Origin of the sequence: uncultured Anaerotruncus sp. (genome assembly GCF_902490045.1) — a bacterium.
Lineage (GTDB): Bacteria > Bacillota > Clostridia > Oscillospirales > Ruminococcaceae > Anaerotruncus.
In genome coordinates this window covers 1-18,144 of sequence record NZ_CABUCJ010000015.1, presented here as the reverse complement: position 1 = coordinate 18,144, position 18,144 = coordinate 1, and the positions used below count along the sequence as shown (strand labels likewise).

The 18,144-nt window shown below is 62.3% G+C and carries 15 protein-coding genes; 12 read left to right on the top strand and 3 right to left on the bottom strand.

Annotation, left to right across the window (positions count from 1 at the left end; all coding sequences use genetic code 11):
* The first annotated feature begins 60 nt into the window (after window positions 1-60).
* The gene (locus tag RDM88_RS03090) at window positions 61-1,110 is read left to right on the top strand and encodes a substrate-binding domain-containing protein (RefSeq protein ID WP_308753120.1); all 1,050 of its coding nucleotides are present in this window, start codon (window positions 61-63) and stop codon (window positions 1,108-1,110) included.
* Window positions 1,111-1,223: 113 nt separating this feature from the next.
* Here RDM88_RS03090 and RDM88_RS03085 read toward each other — a convergent pair whose 3' ends face one another.
* Entirely contained in the window at window positions 1,224-2,258 is a 1,035-nt protein-coding gene (locus RDM88_RS03085; protein WP_308753118.1) for a substrate-binding domain-containing protein, read from the bottom strand.
* A 178-nt stretch (window positions 2,259-2,436) separates the two neighbouring features.
* On the opposite strand from RDM88_RS03085, the gene RDM88_RS03080 reads away from it, so the two are divergent.
* On the top strand, window positions 2,437-3,951 hold the full coding sequence (locus tag RDM88_RS03080) for a response regulator (RefSeq protein WP_308753116.1): 1,515 nt from the start codon (window positions 2,437-2,439) through the stop codon (window positions 3,949-3,951).
* 20 nt (window positions 3,952-3,971) lie between these two features.
* On the top strand, window positions 3,972-4,955 hold the full coding sequence (locus RDM88_RS03075) for an AraC family transcriptional regulator (RefSeq protein WP_308753114.1): 984 nt from the start codon (window positions 3,972-3,974) through the stop codon (window positions 4,953-4,955).
* Between the two features lie 99 nt (window positions 4,956-5,054).
* Here RDM88_RS03075 and RDM88_RS03070 read toward each other — a convergent pair whose 3' ends face one another.
* On the bottom strand, window positions 5,055-6,305 hold the full coding sequence (locus RDM88_RS03070) for an L-rhamnose isomerase (protein WP_308753144.1): 1,251 nt from the start codon (window positions 6,303-6,305) through the stop codon (window positions 5,055-5,057).
* Window positions 6,292-7,704 (bottom strand): rhamnulokinase, encoded by a 1,413-nt coding sequence (gene rhaB, locus RDM88_RS03065; RefSeq protein WP_308753112.1) that lies wholly within the window; start codon window positions 7,702-7,704, stop codon window positions 6,292-6,294. The genes RDM88_RS03070 and rhaB overlap by 14 nt, the downstream gene beginning before the upstream one ends.
* A 169-nt stretch (window positions 7,705-7,873) precedes the next feature.
* Here rhaB and RDM88_RS03060 point away from each other — a divergent pair, with 169 nt between their 5' ends.
* The 9 genes from RDM88_RS03060 to RDM88_RS03020 form a co-directional block, all read left to right on the top strand.
* The gene (locus RDM88_RS03060) at window positions 7,874-8,569 is read left to right on the top strand and encodes a 4Fe-4S dicluster domain-containing protein (RefSeq protein ID WP_308753110.1); all 696 of its coding nucleotides are present in this window, start codon (window positions 7,874-7,876) and stop codon (window positions 8,567-8,569) included.
* Between the two features lie 276 nt (window positions 8,570-8,845).
* Window positions 8,846-9,964 (top strand): PfkB family carbohydrate kinase, encoded by a 1,119-nt coding sequence (locus RDM88_RS03055; protein ID WP_308753108.1) that lies wholly within the window; start codon window positions 8,846-8,848, stop codon window positions 9,962-9,964.
* Between the two features lie 135 nt (window positions 9,965-10,099).
* A complete protein-coding gene (locus RDM88_RS03050) occupies window positions 10,100-11,140 on the top strand; it encodes a sugar ABC transporter substrate-binding protein (RefSeq protein WP_101550359.1) in 1,041 nt (346 codons plus the stop codon).
* A gap of 81 nt (window positions 11,141-11,221) precedes the next feature.
* On the top strand, window positions 11,222-12,727 hold the full coding sequence (locus RDM88_RS03045) for an ATP-binding cassette domain-containing protein (protein ID WP_308753105.1): 1,506 nt from the start codon (window positions 11,222-11,224) through the stop codon (window positions 12,725-12,727).
* The gene (locus tag RDM88_RS03040; RefSeq protein WP_308753103.1) at window positions 12,724-13,698 is read left to right on the top strand and encodes an ABC transporter permease; all 975 of its coding nucleotides are present in this window, start codon (window positions 12,724-12,726) and stop codon (window positions 13,696-13,698) included. Before RDM88_RS03045 ends, RDM88_RS03040 begins: the two co-directional genes overlap by 4 nt.
* A gap of 15 nt (window positions 13,699-13,713) precedes the next feature.
* The gene (locus tag RDM88_RS03035; protein WP_374045403.1) at window positions 13,714-14,637 is read left to right on the top strand and encodes a pseudouridine-5'-phosphate glycosidase; all 924 of its coding nucleotides are present in this window, start codon (window positions 13,714-13,716) and stop codon (window positions 14,635-14,637) included.
* 27 nt (window positions 14,638-14,664) lie between these two features.
* A complete protein-coding gene (locus tag RDM88_RS03030; RefSeq protein WP_308753101.1) occupies window positions 14,665-15,513 on the top strand; it encodes a nucleoside phosphorylase in 849 nt (282 codons plus the stop codon).
* A 33-nt stretch (window positions 15,514-15,546) separates the two neighbouring features.
* Window positions 15,547-16,518 carry a carbohydrate kinase family protein gene (locus RDM88_RS03025; RefSeq protein ID WP_308753099.1) on the top strand — a complete coding sequence of 324 codons (972 nt, stop codon included), beginning with the start codon at window positions 15,547-15,549 and terminating at the stop codon, window positions 16,516-16,518.
* A gap of 272 nt (window positions 16,519-16,790) precedes the next feature.
* Window positions 16,791-18,144, top strand: a 1,354-nt coding sequence (locus tag RDM88_RS03020) for a glutamyl-tRNA reductase (RefSeq protein WP_308753097.1), incomplete at its 3' end; no start/stop codon positions are given.

Sequence of the window (18,144 nt, the reverse complement as noted above, 5' to 3'; positions counted from 1 at the left end):
GTTCATCCGTTGGAAAACAACCGAGAAAACAAAATGAAAAGATTGGGAGATGGATTATTCATGTTAAAGAAGACCCGAATCCTCGCGCTGGTACTCTGTTTTGCAATGGCGGTTTCCCTCGCGGCCTGCTCGTCCGACAGCGGCGCGGCCCCGGCCCCGAGCGCGGCGGCCCCTGCGGCTCCCGCTGCGTCCGCCGACGAAGCTCCCGCCGAAGCCCCGGCTGAGACGGCCGGCCTCAAATTCGGCTGGTCGGTCTACGACAACCAGCAGGAGTTCTTCCAGAGCATGACCGCCGGCGTCGAGGAAAAGGCCGCCGAGCTGGGCATCCAGGTCATCCTCCACGACCAGCAGAACGACGAGACCGAGATGGTCAGCGGCGCGACCCGCCTGATCAACGACGAGGGCGTCGACGCGCTCGTGATCTCCCCCTGCAAGCCCGAGGCGCTCAGCTCGATCGTCGAGCTCGCCAAGCAGAAGAGCATCCCCGTCATCATCTGCGACATCGGCGACGGCGGCACCGATAAGGACGCCATCATCGTTTCCGACATGTACGGCGGCGGCCGGATGGCCGGCAAATACGCCCTCCAGCTGCTCGAAGCGGCAGGCACCGCCAGCAGGAACTACGCCGTCATCCGCTGCGAGGCTTCCGCGGTCTACGCCGCGCGCCGCCCCGAGGGCTTCAAGGACGTCATGAACGAGGCGGGCTACACGATGGTTCAGGAGCTCACCGCCGACAGCGATCAGACCAAGGGCTATGAGGCGATGCAGGACATCCTCGCCGCCAACCCGGACATCGCCGCGGTCTTCGCCGCCAACGACCCGATGGCGCTGGGCGCGATGGAAGCGCTTCAGGAAGCGGGCCGCTCCGACGTGCTCCTCTTCGGCTTCAACGGCGACGCGGGCGCGCTGGAAGCGATTGCGGCCGGCACCATGCAGGGCACCGTCGCGCAGGACCCGAAGGGCATCGGCGCGCTGGGCGTCGAGCTGGCGAACACCATGTGCACCGGCGGCTCCCTCGCCTATGACGACGCGACCAACAAGGAAATCTTCGCGGCCGTCCAGATGATCGGCAAGGACGGCGAAGTCCTCACCGACATCACCGCCGACTGATCTCACACGACACGCAAAAAGGGATGGGGGCTAACGCCCCCATCCCTGAACCTGTTTAAATATTCTCCCGTAGAGCTAACGCCCTCATCCCTGCCGCCGTTTCATTCGGGCGTCTAGTAGACGGACTTCCATTCGCCGATGTTGTCCGGATCGAACTTGACCGGGTCCCCCAGCAGCAGCTCGGTGCCGCCGTCCTCCGCGTCGACCACCACCCGCAGTCCAAGCCGCCCGGCGGTGAGGTTGTCGCCCTCCCTGCCGGTGATCCGGCCGGTCGCGAGCCCGTCGGCGGCGTAGGCGCTGAGGTAGCCGAGGTCGATGGGGTTCCAGAGGTACATCCACGGACAGCTGCCCGACTCGATGTAGGGGGCGATTTCGGAGGGCAGCCCCAGACCGGTGAAGAGCACGGGGGACTCCTCCTCCCGGAGTGTCCGGCCCACGGCGAGCATCCCCACGACGCTCGGGCAGATGATCACCTTGAGGTCGGGGTTTTCTTCGAGCAGGCGCAGCGTCTCCTCGCGGGATTTTTCGGATTCATCGTCCCCGTAAGCCACGGGCAGCAGCTCAAAGTCCGCGTAGACCGACGGGTTCTGCTCGACCTCCCGCTGCATCCATTTGATCCACAGGTTCTGGTTGGTGGCCTGCCGCGTGGCCGACAGGATCGCCGCCTTGCCCTCGCCGCCCGCCATTTTGCAGGCGGCCTGGATGAGCACCCGGCCGATCTTTTCGGGGTCGGCCTGCTGGATGTGGAGCATGCGGCTCTCCTTGTTGACGGCCGAGTCGAGCGAGAGGATCGCGATCCCCTCGTCCATCGCGCGCTGGAGCGCGTCCTGGAGCGCGTCCGAGTCGTTGGCCGCGATGACGATCGCGTCCACCTTCCGGTCAATCAGCTCGTCGATGATGTCGATCTGGGCCTGCGCGGTGTAGGAGTCGGGCCCCATGCAGAGCGCTTCGGCGCCGAGCTCCCGGCAGGCGGCGGCAAAGCCGTCCGCCATGTTCTGCATATAGGGGTTGGACTGCTCCTTGGAGATGATGGCGTAGACGGGCGGGTCGACGGCGGGCAGGGGCGCTTCGGGCGCGGGCTGCGGCGGTGCGCCGCAGCCGCCAAGGAGCAGCGCCAGCGAAAGGGCGCCGAGGGTGCGGATTTTCATTGATAAATCCCCCTTAACAATGTCGGTGGGTGATCGGGCTGACTTTCATTTTCTGGTATTATTATAGCTTTTGCGCAGAGCGGATGCAACAAGCGGGCGGAAGGTTGCTTTCCCGGGGCGGGAGCCATATAATGGGAAGCAGAGGACGCGCCCGGACAGCAGGGACGGAGGACTGGACATGATAAAGGTACTGATCGTCGAAGACGAGCCGCCGATCGCACGCGCGGTCAAACAGCTGATCTACCGCTATTCGGACGCGTTTCAGGTGGTCGGGACCGAGATCAACGGCAGGGCGGCGCTCGAACGCCTCGGGCGCGGGGAGGTGGACGTGGTGTTCACCGACATCCGCATGCCCGTCATGGACGGGCTCGAGTTGCTGGAAAACATCCAGAGGGACTATCCGGAGGTTGTCACCGTGCTGCTCAGCGGCTACCAGGAGTTTGAGTACGCGCAGAAGGCGGTGCGCTTCCAGGCGTTCGACTACCTGCTCAAGCCGGTCTCGTTTGAAAAAATGTCCGCCCTGCTCGGCAAGCTGGAAATCCTCTGCCGCAACAGGGCCTACCTCAAAAAGCGCGACCAGCTCTCCGGCCTGATCGAGGGCAACGGTGAGGCGTCCGCCGCGCAGGCCGACTGCGTGACCCTGCTCGTGAACGCGGGCGCGATGCCGCTGACCTCCGACGACCTCGGCGCGCCCGGGCGGAAGTTCTGGCGCGGGGTGCAGCTCGAGGAGCTGCTCCGCTCGATCGTGCCCGAGCAGGACAGCGTGCTGCCCTTCCCGGGGAAGTCCAAGACCGAGCGGATCGTCGTGATCGAGACGCACAGCCCCGATTCGGCGCGCGGCGCGGTCGAGGCCCTCTACCGGAAGCTGACCGGGATGACACCGCTGCCGATCACCATCGCCGCGCGCGCGGAGCCGGTGCCGATCTCCGAGGTGGCGCAGACGATCAGCGACCTGCGCACCCTGCTCTACCGGGAAATCCGGCTGTGCGCCTCCCAGCTTCTGTGGGACGCGCCGGGCGGCGCCAGGCGCCCGGGCAAGGCGATCCCCCTTTCGAGCTTTCCGGTCAACCGGGTGGTGGAGGCGATCTGTGCGGGCAGCGCGGAGCAGCTTTCCGCCGCTGTCGCCGAGATGCTCGCCGTGTCCGAGCGGGAGGAACAGACGCAGTTCGACTTCATGCGCCTGCTCGAGACGATCATCGGGGACAGCCGGATCGGGGACAACTCGGAGAGCTATCTCGACGTCAAGACGCGCCTCGGCGAGGCGGTGCTCGGGAGCATGGACTTCGCGTCCCTCGGCGAACGGGTGTCGGAGATCCTTCTCGGGATGCGCCAGAGCGGCGGCGAGGCCAGGAAGAGCCAAGAGGCGGTTGTCGCGGAGATGGAGCAGTACCTGATCGACAACTACGAAAAGCCGATCTCCAACGAGATGCTCGCCAACAAATTCGGCTTCGTGCCCAACTACATCAGCAAAATTTTCCGCAGGCACCGGGGCGTGACCCCGTCGGAGTTTTTGACGAAATACCGGGTGGAGATGGCCATTCGGCTGATGAAGGCTCACCCGGACATGCTGATCCGGGAGATCGCGCAGACGGTGGGCTATGCGAACCAGTACTATTTCTCCCGCATCTTTAAAAAGGAGACGGGCATGTGGCCGACCGAATACCCCGGCCGGGACACGCGGGAGGACGGCTGACGCGGAAAGGAGGGGGTCGGATGGACGCGGAGCTGCTACGGCTGCTGCGCGAGATCACGCCGGAGGAAAAAAAGATCCTCGACGGCACGGGCATCGACCGTGCGCTCTACACCGGGAGCGCCGGCTTCACGGTCGAGAGCGGCCGGATGCTGGCGAACGGGGAGCTGATCCGGGTGCGCACCCACACCCGCTTCACCGGCTTTCCGCGCCACAAGCACAATTACATCGAGATCATGTACATGTGCGAGGGCGGCACGACCCACATCATCGACGGGCAGAAGGAGGTCGTGCTCGGGAAGGGGGACCTGCTCTTCCTCAACCAGCACGCCTACCATGAAATCCTCCCGACCGGGGAGGGGGACATCGGGGTCAACTTTATCGTGCTGCCCGAGTTCTTCGACACCGCCTTCCGGATGATCAGCGGGGAAAACGTGCTCACGCGGTTCCTGCTGGGGGTGCTGCGGCAGTCCTCCTGCAGCGGCAAGTACCTGCATTTCAAGGTGGCGGGGGTGCTGCCCGTGCAGAACCTCGTGGAAAACATGGTTTACGCGCTCGTCCACCATCAGGGCAACGAGCGGGAGATCAACCAGACGACGATGGGGCTGCTCTTCCTCCAGCTCTTAAACTTTGCCGACCGCATCGAGGAGAGCGAGGAAAACCAGTATGAAAACATGATCGCCGCGATGGTGATGAAGTATATCGAGGAGCACTACCGCGGCGGCACCCTCGCGGGGCTGGCGGATATGCTCAACCAATCGCCGTCGGGACTCAGCCGGTTCATCAAGCAGACGTTCGGCGCGACCTTCAAGGACATGCAGCAGCGCAAGCGGTTCCAGGTGGCGCTTGAGCTGCTCTGCGACACCACCCTGCCGGTCAGCGACATCGTCTACGCGGTGGGGTATGAGAACAGCAGTTATTTCTACCGGCTCTTCCGGGAGAAATACCAGATCAGCCCGCGGGAATACCGCGCCGGGCACAGCCGGGGCGAGCGCCTGCGGGTCTGAGAGAATGGAATTGGGAAGCGGAGAAGCGGCGAACGGGGAATCCATGCGGATTCCCCGTTCGCTTTATTTGGAGGAAAAAAGATGGTGGGAAACCGTCAGTCAGTTGCGGCCCTGGAGGACGTCCTTTTCATAGCGGGAGATTTCGGAGAACCAGCCCTCGTCGGCGGCCGCGCCGCAGCGTTCGCAGAACTCCGCCCACACGTCCGCGTAGGGGTAGAACTTGAGCTCCTCGCTGAGCATCATCAGCCGGGTGTAGTCGGAGGCGTCCTGCAGGCCGCGCATCATCCCGTGGGGGGTCAGCAGCGCGCAGAGCAGGGCCTTCTGCATGTTGCGCATCCCGACCACCCAGGCGGAGATGCGGTTGATGCTCGCGTCGAAGTAGTCGAGCCCGATCATCACCCGGTCGAGCGCGTCGCAGCGGACGATCTCCTTGGCGATCTCCCGCAGCTCGTCGTCGAAGAGGACGACGTGGTCGCTGTCCCAGCGGACGGGGCGGGTCACGTGCAGCGCGACCTTATCGAAGAAGAGGAGCATCGACGGGAGCTTATCCGAGACCATCTCGGTGGGGTGGAAGTGGCCGTTGTCGAGCAGGCAGAGCACGCCGTTCTTGGCCGCGTAATTCATATAGAACTCGTGGGAGCCGACCGTGCAGCTCTCCACGCCGATGCCGAACACCTTGCTTTCGACCGAGTCGGCGATGTACCGGGGATCGAGCTTTTCGGAGTAGATTTCGTCGAGCGCCTCCTTGAGGCGGCGGCGGGGCCCCAGCCGGTCGGCGGGGACGTCCTTGAAGCCGTCGGGAATCCAGATGTTCACGAGGCAGGTGGTGCCGAGCTCGCGGCCGAAGTATTCGCCGATGCGGCGGCAGGCCTTGCAGTGGTCGATCCAGAAGCGGCGGACCGCCCCGTCGGGGCTCGAGAGGGTCAGGTTGTCGACGACCATCCCGTCGGAGAAGAGGGTGGGGTTGAAGTCGAGGCCCAGCCCACGCCGGCGGGCGAACTCCACCCAGCCCGCGAAGTGCTCCGGCAGAAGCTCGTTCTTGGGAACGTGCCTGCCGCCGGTCAGCGCGTAGCTCGCGTGCAGGTTGACGCGGTGGGTGCCGGGAATGAGGCGCAGCGCCTCGTCGATGTCGGCCATCAGCTCTTCGGGGGTGCGCGCACGGCCCGGATAGTTGCCGGTCGTCTGGATGCCGCCCGTGAGCTCGGCGTCCTCAAAGCCGCGCACGTCGTCCCCCTGCCAGCAGTGCATCGAGAGCGAGACGTTTTGCAGTCTGCGGATCGCCTCTTCGGTGTCAACGCCGAGTTTTGCGTAGCGTTCCTTGGCCTCCTGATAACGGTTACTCATTATAATTCCTCACTTCCATGATGTCGAATGAATCCGCGACGGCGCGGCGCGCCTCGGAGAGGGAGGCGAACACGCCGTCCCGGAGCATCTGCGCGAGCAGGTTGCCGACGACGGTCGCCTCGGTCGGCCCGGTGTGCACCCGCTTGCCGGTGTACCGGCGGGTCAGGCGGTTGAGGTAGTCGTCCTTGGTGCCGCCGCCGACGATGTACAAATCCTCATAGGCGCGCCCGGTGAGCGTCTCGATCTCCCGCACCGCCTCGCCGTAGCCTTTGGCCAGGCTGTGATAGATGCAGTTCATCAGCTCGCCCGGGTCGTTCGGGACGGGCTGGCCGCTTTTGCGGCAGACCTCCCGCACCGCGGCGATCATCGAGTCGGGCGCGAGGAATTCGGGGGCGTTCACATCCACCCGGCCGGTGAAGCGGTCGGCGGCGATCGCCATGTCGCAAAGGTCGTCGAAGGTGTATTTGCCGCCGAGCTCCCGTTTGACCGATTGGATCATCCAGAGGCCCATGATGTTTTTGAGGTAGCGATAGCGGTGATCGTAGCCGCCCTCGTTGGTAAAGTTTTTTCTGCGGCTCTTTTCCGTACAGTCGGGCGCCGCGCGTTCTACCCCGATCAGCGACCAGGTGCCCGAGCTCAGGTAGATCGCGTCGCCGTCCGGGCAGGGGACCGACATGACCGCGGAGGCGGTGTCGTGGGTGGCGGGCAGGACGACCTCGCAGTCGAAGCCCGCCTGCGCGCGGATTTCCGGACGCAGCCGCCCGGCGGATGTCCCCGGCGCCGACACCGGCTCGAACAGCCGCCGGGGGATGCCGATCAGGTCGAGCAGCTCCCAGTCCCAGTCGCGCGAACCGATGTTTACGAGCTGGGAGGTGGTCGCGTTGGTGTACTCGTTTTTCATCGCGCCCGAGAGCAGGTAGTGAAAGTAGTCGGGCACCATCAGAAGCCGCGACGCCCTTTCCAGCTGTTCCGGATGCTCCCTTTTGAGCGCGGCGAGCTGGTAGATCGTGTTGAAGGACTGTTTTTGAATACCGGTGCGCGCGTAAAGCTCTTCCGGGGAAATCAGCTTCGCGATTTCCGCATCCATCCCGGCGGTGCGTCCGTCGCGGTAGGCGACCGCGTCGCCAAGGCGGTTCCCATCGCCGTCGAGCAGCACGTAGTCGACGCCCCAGGTGTCGACGCCGACGCTCTGCGGCGGCATCCCGAGTTCTCCGCACCGTTTGAGGCCCGCCACGATTTCGGAAAAGAGTCGGTCGATCTCCCAGCAGAGATGTCCGCCGGTCTTGACGAGCCGGTTCTGGAACCGGTGGACCTCCCGCAGGCGGAGCTTTCCGTCCTCGAGCCAGCCCAGAATCAGCCGGCCGCTCGAAGCGCCGATATCCACGGCAGCGTAATAGCTTGTCATAGGCGCCCTCCTTTGATGTGGATTCTCATTTTCATTATACCGGCTGCCTATGGGCGGGGTAAGGTCGTGGTTTTCGAAAAAATGCGTCCTTTTTTCAATCTGTTGGAAAAACAACAGACTTCCTCCCCAAAATCCGTTATCCTGAGGACAGAAAGGGAGGATGATGGAAGTGAAACGCAGAATCATCACGATTGACGAAGAGAAATGCAACGGCTGCGGGCTGTGCGCGGACGCCTGCCACGAGGGCGCGATCGGCATGGCGGACGGGAAGGCGAAGCTCCTGCGGGAGGACTACTGCGACGGTCTCGGGGACTGCCTGCCCGCCTGTCCGACGGGTGCGATCTCCTTTGAGGAGCGGGAAGCGTCCGCCTACGACCATGCGGCGGTGCTCGCCGCGAAGGCGGAGAAGCCGCTGCCCTGTGGTTGCCCGGGCAGTCAGGTCAAAACGATCGAGCGGCCCCGGCGGGAGACGCCCGTGCCCGAAGCGAAAACGGCAAGCGAGCTGCGCCAGTGGCCGGTGCAGCTGAAGCTGGTTCCGGTGAACGCGCCCTGTTTTGACGGCGCACACCTGCTCGTCGCGGCCGATTGCACCGCCTTTGCCCACGGGGATTTTCACCGGCGGTTTCTGAAAAACCGCGTGGCGCTTGTCGGCTGTCCCAAGCTCGACGAGGGGGACTACGCCGTCAAGCTGACGGAAATCCTCCGCGAAAACGACGTCAAAAGCGTCCATGTGGTGCGTATGGAGGTGCCCTGCTGCGGCGGGATCGAAAATGCCGTCCGGCGGGCCCTGCAGGCCAGCGGGAAATGGATCCCCTGGCAGGTGACGGTCATTTCCACCTCGGGCGAGGTTGTAGACGAGACCTGATTCTGTAAAGCAAAACGGCTCCCGCATATTGCGGGAGCCGTTTTTTTGCACAATGCTTAGGCTGGTAAGCGGCGGAAAGCATGCCGGCAATTGGAAAACCAGGATTAAAATATACAATTCATGGTAAAAATTCCTAAAAATTTAGTAAATTTCACGAAATATAATATCGCATTTTTGTCGAAAAGAATATTGACTTGTTTTACGGTGCTGGTTATGATGAAAATATAAGGAAATGGTTATGCGAATAATCAAACGCTTAGATCGGAGGCGGGACAGATGGTAACCGACAGGGAACGGGAACTGCTCTCCTGGATCGAGGAAAACCCGATGATGTCCCAGCAGGAGCTTGCCGACCGCGCGGGGATCACCCGGTCGTCCGTTTCGGTCCATATCTCCAACCTGATGAAGAAAGGCATGATTCAGGGAAAGGGTTATGTCGTACAAAAACGCCCCTACGTGGCAGTTGTCGGCGGTATCAACATGGATATCGCGGGGTATGCCAGCGGGGAGGTGGTGCCGCACGATTCCAACCCGGGCAGGGTGGAGCACACGGCCGGCGGCGTGGGGCGAAACGAGGCGCACAGCATGCGTCTTCTGGGGCTGGACGTTAAGCTGGTGACCGCCTTCGGTGACGATCTTTACGCGGAAAAACTTCGGCAGAACTGCCGCGACCTTGGCATCGACGTCAAGGATGCGATCACGGTCGTCAATGCCGCGACTTCGACCTATCTTTCGGTGGTGGACCACCGGGGGGATCCGGTGGTGGGCATCTCAAGTATGGATATCTACGACCACCTCACTCCGGCATTGCTCGCACAGCGTATGGGGGTTATCAACCGGGCGCACACCTGTGTGGTGGACACAAACCTCACCGAGGACGCCCTTCGCTTTCTGGCGGACAACTGCCGCGTACCGCTCTTCGCGGAGACGATCTCGGTCGCCAAGGCGCACAAGCTGCGCGGAATTCTTGACCGGATCGATACGCTCAAAGCGGACCGGCTGGAAGTCCAGCTGCTGCTCGGGCGGGAGCCCGATGAAAAGGCTGATGTGGCAGAGACAGCCAGCCAGCTGCTGAACCGGGGGGTCAGACATGTTTACATCACTCTCTCGTCGGGAGCCTACTGTGCGGACGAGACCGGTTCCTGGCGGCTTCCCGGCTATCCGGCGGAGGTCGTCAACAAGACGGGCGCGCGGGACAGTTTTATGGCCGCGCTCGTGTGGGCGCGGATGCGCGGGATGGACCTTCGGGAATCCGCCTGCGCGGGGCTGGCGGCAGCCAGCATCTGCACAGCGGGGGAACCGGTCGTCAATGAGGAGCTCAGCGAACAATATATGCTGGAGGTGATGCAGGGAACACGGAAGATCACCGCGTCGAAAACCAGGTACTTTCTCTGAGCCGGCAGTGGAGCCGGCCATACGTGGACGGGCGATGAGGCCCGACATCTATGTGTGTGAAACGCCCGGCCGGGAGGGCCCTCCGGGCGCGTCAATTCCCCGGGTGGGGAAGTGAAATAAAAAGGAGAGATTGGAATGAACGGAAAGAAAATGCTCGCGCTGCTGCTGGCAGTCGTCATGGCGGTCATGCCGCTTTCAGGCTGCTCGATGAAGGGAGCGGCGGAACAGCCCGCGGCGCCGTCGGCTCCGGCGGACGCCGTTTCAGCGGATGGGACGGGTGACACAGCACCGGGAGAAGAAAAACAGCTGAAGATTGGTTTTTCCATTATCACGCTGACGTTCCCCTACTACGTGAAGATGCTCGATGGATTTGAGGCTGCCTGCAAGGAAAAGGGTTGGGACTATGTCTATACCGACGCGGGTATGGACGTGGAAAAGACGGTCAACGACTGCCTCGACCTCACCCTCAAGGATATTGACGCGCTTGTGATTGCAAGTTGGTACGGCGATTCGCTGCAGGATGTCTTTGAACAGTGCAAGGCCGCAAACATTCCCGTATTCCTGATTGACACCGGTTCTCTGCCGCCCGATGGGGACTATGTGACCAACATCGGGACCGTCGATTTCGACGCGGGCTACAATGGCGGATACTGGGCCGCCGGGCAGATGAAAGAGGCGGGAAAAGAAGCCGTCAGAATGATTTCCTTCACCACGGCGACCTCCAACGGCCGCAACCGCGCCGACGGGTTTGTCAAAGGCCTCGAGGAGGGCGGACTCACAGTGGAGGTGGTGAATGAGTATCTCGGCGATTCCCGCGAGAGCTATATGACCTCCTGTGAGGATGCGCTCGTGACCTATCCGGAACTCGACCTGGTCTTTGCGGCGAACGCACAGGGGGGCTTGGGAGCGTATGATGCCTGCGTCGCGGCCAACCGACCCGAGGTCAAAATTGTCGGTTTCGACTGCGAGGATGAAGAGGTCGAGCTGATCGACAAGGGTACCCAGTACATAGCGAGCGTCATGCAGCTTCCCGCCGGCATGGCCCAGCAGACCATCCAGAATATCGAGGACTATCTCTATAACGGGGCGACCTTTGAAAAATCCACCCCCTACGAGTCGGGCGTTTACTGCGCACAGGGCGCGCTGACCACGGAGGATATCCTCGGAAGCAAATAAGAGCGAAACTCCCTTCGCCTGCGGGCCCCCGGGACGGACAACCGTTCCGGGCCCGCGGGTTCTGTGGAAAGGAACATTGCCATGCAGGAAAATTACGACGAGAATGTGCTCGTATTAAAAGGGGTCTGCAAGGAATTCCCGGGCGTCAAGGCGCTGGCTGACGTCGACCTGACCATCCGTCGCGGAGAGGTCCACGCCCTGGTCGGGGAGAACGGCGCGGGCAAATCGACGCTGATGAAGATCCTTTCGGGCGCCTATAAAAAAGATGGAGGAACCATCCTTTTTAATGGGCGGGAGGTGGAAATCGGTACCCCGAAGGCGGCTGAAAAGCTTGGGATTTCGATCATCCACCAGGAGCTCAACCTGATGGGCAGCCTGACGGTCGCGGAGAATATCTTCCTCGGCCGCCAGCCGAGATCCCGAGGCATCGTCCAGTGGAAGAAGATGTTTGGCGATGCACAGGCGCTTTTCCAGCGGCTCGGGATAGACGAGGATGTCCGGAGACCTGTGTGCGAACTGAGCATCGCCCGCCAGCAGATGGTGGAGATCGCCAAGGCGGTGAGCGTCGATGCAAAAGTCGTCATTATGGACGAGCCGACCTCCTCGCTCACTTCCCGGGAGACGGAAATTCTGTTTTCGATCATCGGCACGTTGAAGGAACAGGGAGTTGCGGTGATCTTTATCACCCACCGGCTGGAGGAAATTTTCCGGGTGGCCGACCGGTTGACCGTCCTGCGCGACGGCTGCTACATCGGCACGCGTGAGGTACAGGAGACCACCAAGGACGAACTGATCGCGATGATGATAGGACGGGAGCTCACCCAGCAATTTCCCACTCGGAATGCAGAGATTGGAGAGGTTTGCCTCAAGGTCGAGCACCTCTCGGACGGGAAGAGGGTGAGAGACGTTTCCTTCGAGGTGCGCCATGGTGAGGTCGTCGGCTTTGCCGGGCTGGTCGGTTCGGGACGCACCGAGACAATGCGCCTTATCTTCGGGGCGGATAAACGCAGGTCGGGCAGGATTATCATTAACGGCCGCGAGGCGGCCGTGTCCACCACACGGGACGGGATCCGATCCCGGATCGGGTTTGTCACCGAGGACCGCAAGGGGGAGGGGCTACTGCTATCACTGCCGGTGCGGTTTAACATCACACTGGTTGCTATTCGCAAAATTCAACGTTTGCGGATACTCAATATGAAAAAAGAACAGCAGATTTCAGAGGGCTATGTGAAAAGTCTGCACATCGCCACCCCGTCAATCAACCAGCGTGTCGTCTACCTCAGCGGCGGCAACCAGCAGAAGGTGGTCGTGGCCAAGTGGCTCTTTTCCGATTCGGAGATCGTCATCTTGGACGAACCGACCCGCGGAATCGACGTGGGAGCCAAACGGGAAATTTATGAGATCATCAATCGGCTGGCAGCGGAAGGCAAGGCTGTCATCGTCGTCTCCTCCGAGATGGAGGAGGTTATGGGGATCAGCGACCGCATTATCGTGATGCGGGAGGGCGAGGTCGCCGGGACAGTGGAGAGGAAAGACTTTTCCCAGCAGCGGATTACAGAATATGCGGTAGGAGGGACGGCGTCATGAGCGGCGAAGCCCAAAAGAGAAACCTGACCGCGGGAAAGATGGTGAGTTACGCCTGGAACAAGCTTGGCGTATGGCTGGTTTTTATCATCCTTTTCATCCTTCTCGCGTTTGCCAATGAAAAATTTCTGCTTCCTGCGAATTTGATCAATGTGGTGAGGCAGATCTGTGTAAACGCCGTCGTGGCATTGGGGGCAACTTACGTTGTGCTCTGCGGCGAAATCGACCTGAGCCAGAGCTCTCTGGCGGTACTTGCGGGTTGCGGCTGCGCGATGCTGATCATGAAGGCCGGGATGAATATCTATCTCGCGATGGTCATTTCCCTTGCGGCCGGTACGGTCGTCGGCGCGCTGATGGGGCTTATCGTCACAAAACTGCGCGTGCAATCGTTCATAGCGACCCTCGGGATGCAGTATGCCCTGGCGGGGGTCGTGCTTCTGCTCACCAACAGCCAGCCGATCACCGGGTTACCCGATTCCTTTGCGGTCTTTGGGCGCGGTTACGTCGGCCCGATCCCCGTCCCGTCAATTATCCTGGTCGTCGTCTTCCTGATTGGTGCGTTTGTCCTGAAATATACCGCCTTTGGCCGCAACGTGCTGGCTGTCGGCGAAAATCCGACCGCAGCGAACCTGTCAGGCATCAACGTGCACAGGACCAAGATCGCCGTCTTTGCGATCGCGGGACTTATGAGCGCGATGGGCGGCCTGCTGCTGACCGCGCGGCTCTCGTCGGGGCAGCCGTCGTCCGGTTCGGACCTGTCCCTGCAGGCGCTGGCAGCCGTCTTTGTCGGCGGCGCCAGCCGGGGCAGCGTCATGAATACGCTGGCAGGCGCGCTCATTATGGGTCTGATCAATAACGGTCTCAACCTTATGGAAGTCAACGCCTACTGGCAGAAGGTCGCGCTCGGATTCATTATCGTCGGCGCGGTCGCGCTGGACATGTTCCGATCGTCCCATTCCGGGTCGAAACAATAAAGGAGGATACGCAGATTGCTTTCTAAGGAGTTTTTGGAATGTTCGCCCGAGGTCGAAGCCGCCCTGGCGGCGGGAAAGCCTGTCGTGGCGCTTGAGTCGACGATTATCTCCCACGGCATGCCCTACCCGAAGAACGTTGAGACCGCGCTTGCGGTTGAACAGGTGGTGCGGGAACAGGGCGCCGTACCCGCAACGATTGCGGTGATCGGCGGAAAGCTCAAAGCGGGACTCAGCGGGGAGGAGATTACCTACCTTGGCAAAAAGGGGACAGAGGTCATCAAGGCGAGCCGTCGTGATCTGCCCATCCTGCATGCGCTCGGCAAGGACGGAGCCACCACCGTGGCCGCGACGATGATCGTCGCGCATCTGGCTGGCATTTCCGTTTTTTGTACGGGCGGCGTCGGCGGGGTGCACCGCGGCGGGGAGAATACGATGGACATTTCCGCGGACCTCGAGGAACTTTCGCAGACGCCGGTTCTTGTCGTTTGCGCCGGAGCCAAATCGATCCTCGATATCGGCCGCACACTTGAATACCTCGAGACTAAGGGGGTTCCGGTTGTCGGATACCAGACGGCGGAAATGCCCGCCTTCTATACACGCAAGAGCGGCTTTGGGGTCGACTACCGGCTGGATACGCCGGGTGAGATCGCAGCCTCCTTTTACGCCAAGCGGAAGATGGGGATTCCTGGCGGCATGCTTGTGGCCAATCCCATTCCGGAACAGTACGCGATGGACGCGGACTACATCAACGGTAAGATCGACGAGGCGGTCGCGGACGCGGAGCGCCGGGGGGTGAAGGGCAAGGAGATCACCCCCTTCCTGCTCGATGAAATCCAAAAGATCACAGGCGGCGAAAGCCTGGAAGCGAATATCCGGCTTGTATTTAACAATGCGGTCGCCGCGTCAAAGATCGCGGTGGAACTGGCAAAGCTGAAATAACCGATGGAACAGAAAGGAAGGACTCTTATGAGCAAAATCACTCGAAACGAGCCGCCCCTCTTTGAGGTGGATGGGAAAGCGGTCCTGACGGGACTTAAGCGCGGAGATAAACTGGGCAGATACGCGATCCTGGCGGTTCGCGATCCGCTGGGCTTTTCCAAGGATGCGGCGGATGTCATCGCCGACTCGATGACCGATGTCAGGACGATCACCCGCAACTCAATGTTTACCGTCCTCAGCGGCTACTATCAGGACGCGCAGATCATTGTCTGCTCCACCGGAAGCGGCGGCGCGGACACCGAGATCGCAATGGTGGATCTCATGCAGTACGGAGGCGTGGACACATTCCTGCGCATCGGAACCTCGGGCACCCAGCGACCGGATCTCAATGTCGGCGATATTGTCATCACCTCCGGCGCGGTTCGCGATGAGGGATTGACCAAGGAATATATCGACGCCTGCTATCCGGCCATCGCCAGCTATGAGCTGATGCTGCCGATGATCGAGTCGGCGCAGGCCCGTTCCCTCCGCTATCATGTCGGCATCACCCGCTCCAATGATGCAATCTACTGCGGACAGGGCCGCCCTGTCATGGGATACCTGCCCAATGAAGGCGTTGTCGAGCATTGGGTGAATGCCGGCGTGCTCAACGTCGAACGCGAAACGGCCGCAATCCTGACACTTGCCCAGCTTTTCCATGCACGCGGCGGTTCGATTTGTACGGTCTGCAACAGCTCGATCACCCAGAAAGTCGGCGTTTCGCAGGGGATTGACGATGCGATCGCCGTCGGGCTGGAGGGGCTTGCGCTGCTTGCCAGGCGTGACGCGGAAAAGGAAAAGGCCGGGCAGAAATGGTGGAGCCCGCACTGTGGCTGATGCGCCGATTAACAGGGAAAGGGGGCCCGGAGAATGGGGCAGAAAACGCGGCCCGGCGGCATAATTGAAAAGACCGGGCCGGAGGTGCTTGCAATCGGCGACGTGCTGATGGACTACCAGTATTGGGTCGAACGGTTCCCACAGCAGGGCGGGGATGTCAAAATCCTGATGTCAAGCTGCAGCCCCGGCGGTTCCGCGGCAAACACCGCATTTTCCCTTGGGCTGCTGGGAATCCGCTGTGGATTCTGCGGACGGATCGGAAGAGACGCAGCGGGCCGTCGGGTCGAGGAACGGATGCGGGATGCGGGGCTGGACCTCAGCTGCATGCAGTATGGAGAGGACACCGGCTATACCGTCACGATTATAGACGACCACAGTGAACGAACGATGCTCTCCTTTCGCGGCGCGGCGGGCGAACCGCTCGAACTGACCGCAGGGCTTCGGCAGACACTGCGAACCGTCCGGGTGCTGTTGCTTTCCGGATACCTGCTGGCTGACGCGATGCAGGCACGATTTGCAATCGAGGCCGCAGGGATTGTGCGGCAGGCAGGCGGGCTGGTCGCGCTCGACGCCTCTCCCAATATTGAAAATGTGCCATCCGGCACGTTGCGGGAGGCACTTGCAGCGACAGATATCCTGCTGCCGAACCGACAGGAGATGCAGGCGATTACCGGTGTCCGGGAGACGGAGTCCGGCTTGGAGGCCTTGCTGTGCAGCGTCCCGATTGCCGCGCTCAAGCTGGGTTCGGAGGGGGCGACGCTGGGAATCCGCGGCAGGTATACCGAAACCGGGCGCTGGCACGCCCCCGCAGCCGAGGTGACCCCGCTCGATACGACGGGCGCGGGAGACGCATTCAACGCGGGCTTTCTCGCTTCCTTCCTGCATGGAGAAAAACCGGAGGAATGGCTTCGCGCGGGCAACGCACTCGCCGCGAGGGCGATCTCGCAGAAAGGCGCCGTGCCGTTCGACGGGATGGAAGAAGTGGTGCGCGCCGGTGCCGGCTGACGGATTAACATTTACGAGAGGGGACCCCGACGTCGGGGTTCCCTCTCTTTCCTTCGCGGGAGCCGCTCCGGCCGCCCATTCGTAAAACGAATCGGCGGCGCCAGATATAATAATGGTATGGAGGCGCGGGATGGCTTGACTTTTGGGCCGGATTCCGATAAAATTTAAGGCATTACAAATGGTTGTTTGCCGCACAGTCCCACGCCATTCGGAAGCGACGCGCTGCCGGATGGCGTTTTGTATGGGCTCGGCGGAGGATGGGGGGAGTCGGTTTGGAAATACGGATGGCCGGAATCGACAGTTCCCACGCCCCGGTCGGGGTGCGGGAACGGTTCGCGATGACCGCTTCGGCCGCGTCCGAAGCGGCGGCGCGCGCCTGCCGGGAGTTTGGCGCGGACGGATGCGTCCTCCTCTCCACCTGCAACCGCACCGAGCTGTGGTTGAGCGGTGGCGCTTCGCTCGACCCCTGTGAGCTGCTCTGCGCGCTCAGGGGCGCGGACCCCGGCGCGCGGCGGGACTGCTTTGTCCGCCGTGATGGATTTGAAGCGGCGGAACACCTCTTCCAGCTCGCCTGCGGGATGAAATCGCAGGTCTTTGGGGAGGACCAGATTCTGACTCAGGTTGGGAACGCCCTCTCCCTCTCGCGGGAGGCGGGCGCCGCCGACGCGGTGCTGGAAACCCTCTTCCGCTCGGCCGTCACGGCGGCCAAAAAGGTCAAGACCGCCGTCCGTCTGACAGAGGCGGACCAGTCGGTGGCGGTGCGGATGGTGGAATTTTTGCAGAGTGTCATGGGTCCGCTCGCGGGCACGCCCTGCCTGGTCATCGGCAATGGGGAGATGGGGCGGCTCGCGGCGCGGCAGCTCATGGAGGCCGGGTGCCGTGTGTCGATGACGGTGCGCCGCTACCGCCATGGAGAGGTTTCGCTGCCGGACGGCGCCAAAGCGGTTCCCTATGAGGAACGGATCGCCCTCCTGCCGCGTGTGCGGCTGGTGGTCAGCGCGACCGCCAGCCCTCACTACACGCTGCGCGCGGCGGAAGTCGGGCCCGCCCTTGCGGGGCCGACGGTATTCTGTGACCTCGCAGTGCCGCGGGACATCGACCCGGCGATTGCCTCGCTGCCGGGGGCGCGGGTTTACGATACCGACGGGATCTGCGGCGGGGCGGACGCCCGCCGCGACGAAGACGCCCTTGCGCGGGCGCGGGCGATCCTCGCGGACGACCTCGCGGAATTCGCGCGGTGGTACGGCTTTCGCGCGGTGGTGCCCGTGGTGAAGGAGATCGGCGGATTTGCCGCCCGGGACTTTACGGGCCGGGTGGAAAAAACGGTGCGCGGACTCGGACTTTCGGGGGAGGCGGAGGAGGAGCTTCTCGGCCTGCTACGGGCTTCGGCGGAAAAAACGGTCGGCCGGCTGCTCTTCGGTCTGCGGGAGACGCTGGCGCCCGAGCTGTGGCGGCCCTGCGTCGACGCGCTGCAAAGGTCCGCCGGTGAGCACGCCGGCCCCGCGGGGAGGGGCGATTTTGCCCCCCGGCCCACGGCCGGAGGGACGGAAAACGCCCTGCGTTTTCCGCTGTTCGTCAATCTGACGAACAGCAAAATCGCCCTCGTGGGCGTCGGCCGCGTCGCGT